Origin of the sequence: Lentilactobacillus dabitei (assembly GCF_019061365.1) — a bacterium.
Taxonomy (GTDB): domain Bacteria; phylum Bacillota; class Bacilli; order Lactobacillales; family Lactobacillaceae; genus Lentilactobacillus; species Lentilactobacillus dabitei.
Window position 1 is genome coordinate 1 of record NZ_JAHPPD010000151.1, and the last position, 3,099, is coordinate 3,099.

A 3,099-nucleotide genomic window follows, 5' to 3' on the forward strand; every position below is an offset into this window, starting at 1 on the left:
ACATGTATTTTATATTTATGCGCAATTCCGGTCAGAGAACCAGTACCAGAAGCATATTCTACAAGTGCTCTCAATTTTGTTCCTTTTGAAATCTTAGTCATAAAAAATACCTCCAAAGCTAAAGTTTTTACTTTAACTTTGGAGGTATAGGTCACAATCGTAATAATCTCTTTTTGTGTCTTAAATATCTAATTAACCACCTGGCTCATTCCAGTCTGATAATCAATCCTCACCCCAGCCTGCACATTCTTAATGTACACGTTGAAGTGGACGCGATTGCTGCCGATGGATTTACCTTGCATTTGAACACCACGTGCTAATAGATCGTGGGCTTTAAATACCGGTCGGACTTGGTACCTAATGTAATGTTTCTTGTTGCTCTTTAAATAGCAGGCAACCCGGTTTTCATATCGCAGCATGCCCGGCGTATTCAGTGAGCGGGTACCGGTGATCAGGTTTCTCAGGTTGTTATTTTGCCCGGTCAACTGGTAGCCAATCAGGTGACAGCGATTGTACAGCCAACTGCCGTGGGCCTTCTTGTTATGCCAGCCGGTGGGGTCAACATACAATGGTTCCCGTTCAGCTCTTGGCATCAACCGCTTATTCAGCATGGCATTTGCGGTGGTTGCCCGGTTCAAGAAGTCCAACTGACCATACTTTTGCCAGGAACCATGCCGCAGTGATAGGGTGCTTTTGGAGAACTTTGGCCGGTTATGGTTGATGATCACCACTTGTTTGCCGGCGATCTTCAAATACTTACCACTGGAACTGGCGGCTTTTTTGCGGACTGTCTTCGCGCGTTTCCGAGTTGTTCGGCGGATTACTTTGCGCTTGCCGGGCTTGTAATCGGTTTTGGCTAACGTCAAACCTTTCTTTCGAGCTGTTGATAGGCTAACTCGATAGACTTTCTTGGCCCGGTTTAAGCCGCGATTATGCCGATGGTAGAAATAGTGCTTACCGGTCCGGGTAATGTAGACGTAAGTCGATGCGCTGGGCGTTTCGCTCGGTTGTGCATAACTAACGCCACCAACCATGAGGATCGTTAATAAAAAACAATAGATAAATTTCTTAATAGGATCATCCCCTCAGTCTCATTAACTTATTTTTCCCAGCCACAAAGGCGATAGTGGTGCGATTTTGCCCAGTGAAGAGTCACGTGGCGCTTGTGGCCGGCGTTATTCAATCCGCGGCAACTCCGGGCATAGTGATATCGTTTGCCGTGGTTCGGGGCAATCCACACCCAGGTTCGACTAGCTGATGCGGTCTTCGGCGGTACAATTGTAAAGGTTCCCCCAATGGTAAATGTGGCAATTAATACTAATGAAGCTTGTTTAAGCTTACTCATTTGCATTTCCTCCCAATATGTTTGTGATACACTGCACTTAGTATTTTATCACTAATAATTAAATAAGATAGAAGAAAATGACGTACCGCCGTTCCTAATTTTCATTTTATAAAATAGCTTGACAGCAAAAATGGATCGACAATCATCAAATTTGACTGCCGATCCATTTTGCGTATTTATTTATCAATTTTAGTAAATTTAATTCCAAACAATGCATGTTCATGAAATGTTCATATTTTGTTGAAGCCATTTTACGTTCGCTAGTGCCTGCTATGTCAGTAAGACAAACGGTTTAACAAATCTACATACGCATTTTAAACACAAAGTTTTGATGATTTTATGAACATCAAGTTAACTTAAAGCCGAATTTAAACTTTTGTGATATTGTTTTTCCTTTGTAACCTTCCCGAAATAAAGCGGAAAATTTGTTTGTGTTTAGTAATATCACTAATGATTTTACGCGATATACTGGATCTATTCTTTGCTGAAACGCAATTGGAGGAAATTATATTGAATAATCGTGTCAAGAAGTCATTGTTCGTCGGCTTAGCAGCTTTAGGCTTTGTTGCCGCTGCTGGTGCCGCCAATGTGAACCCTGCAAGCGCCAAGACGTATGCAAAGGTTGTTTCAAACAAGACATTAACTGCTAACGATACTGATCGTAACGTTAACTTTACTGGTAACAGTGCATTATACAGTAAAGCCGGTACTTTAAAGGGTGCCCGGGTTAAAGCAAGCAAGACCACTTTAAATGGTTTAGCATCATCAACTAGTTCAAAGAATAACGTTCGAGCTTATCGAGTTGCTACGACTAACCGTGGTTCTGTTTACTATAAGGTTGTTACTTATGATGGCCAATATCGTGGCTGGATCTACGGTGGTAAGACTGCCAACGTATTTGGCGGTGGTGTTGAATCATACAGCACAACCACTGATCCAAAAGCAGCTGCGACAACTTCATCAAGCAACTCATCATCAGCAACCAGCACTTCAACCTCAAACCAAACCACTGGCTTAACTGATGCTCAGAAGTCAGCTACTTACAAGATTGCCACTACTGGTACTTCAAATGATGGTACTCAAGTAACTTACAAGACGCCAGCTTGGACTCAATACAAGCAAGGCCGCGTTATTACTGACTCAAGTAAGTACAAGGACGCTACTTTCAAGATTACCGATCAAACGACTCGGACTCGTGAAGGCGACCTTTGGGTTAAGGTTGAAGCAACTGACTCAGCCAACAGTGCCGCAAATGGTTGGATTAAGTTCAGTGGCTTGACTACTGGCACAACACCTACTGACAACTTTGATGCTAACAAGAGCGTTAAGATTGCTTATCGGGATGTGACAACTGGCAAGACGATTGACAAGACGAATGCTTGGACGACTGCTTCAGCCAACACCAAGCAAGGAGACGCTACTACAAATAATGTAGATAATAGTGGTCGCAGTTTAACCGATTATCTTGCTTCAGTTGCTGCCCCATCAGGATACTCGTATAAGTTAAGCTCTGGCACAACCGTTAATCCAGATCTTTCTAATTTGACGATCACACCAGCTGCAACAACTGCTAAGTTTGGTGATACGCTGACGGTTGATGTGACACCAAATGCTAAAGCAACCAAAGTTCAGTACTACTATGAATCAGCTGCTAATGGTAGCATCAAGCCAATGGGTAGCGTCAAGAATCTTGTGTAAATGAAATGCCTTCGTACATATAATATGTATCTAACTTAAATAAATGATGCTTCCAA

At 42.6% G+C, this 3,099-nt stretch carries 2 protein-coding genes and 1 pseudogene; 1 reads left to right on the forward strand and 2 read right to left on the reverse strand.

Annotation, left to right across the window (positions count from 1 at the left end; genetic code table 11):
- Window positions 1–188: 188 nt before the first annotated feature.
- Window positions 189–1,034, reverse strand: a complete 846-nt coding sequence (locus KTE19_RS13280) for a DNA/RNA non-specific endonuclease (RefSeq protein WP_217342490.1) — start codon at window positions 1,032–1,034, stop codon at window positions 189–191.
- A 65-nt stretch (window positions 1,035–1,099) separates the two neighbouring features.
- A complete protein-coding gene (locus KTE19_RS13285; protein WP_217165309.1) occupies window positions 1,100–1,345 on the reverse strand; it encodes a hypothetical protein in 246 nt (81 codons plus the stop codon).
- A gap of 450 nt (window positions 1,346–1,795) precedes the next feature.
- Here KTE19_RS13285 and KTE19_RS13290 point away from each other — a divergent pair.
- A pseudogene (locus KTE19_RS13290) lies at window positions 1,796–3,025 on the forward strand (S-layer protein); the annotation flags it as partial.
- Window positions 3,026–3,099 lie beyond the last annotated feature (74 nt).

Coding starts and splice junctions, on each gene's coding strand:
- KTE19_RS13280 (WP_217342490.1), bottom strand. CDS start 1,034: ATGGTTGGTGGCGTTAGTTATGCACAACCGAGCGAAACGCCCAGCGCA.
- KTE19_RS13285 (WP_217165309.1), bottom strand. CDS start 1,345: ATGAGTAAGCTTAAACAAGCTTCATTAGTATTAATTGCCACATTTACC.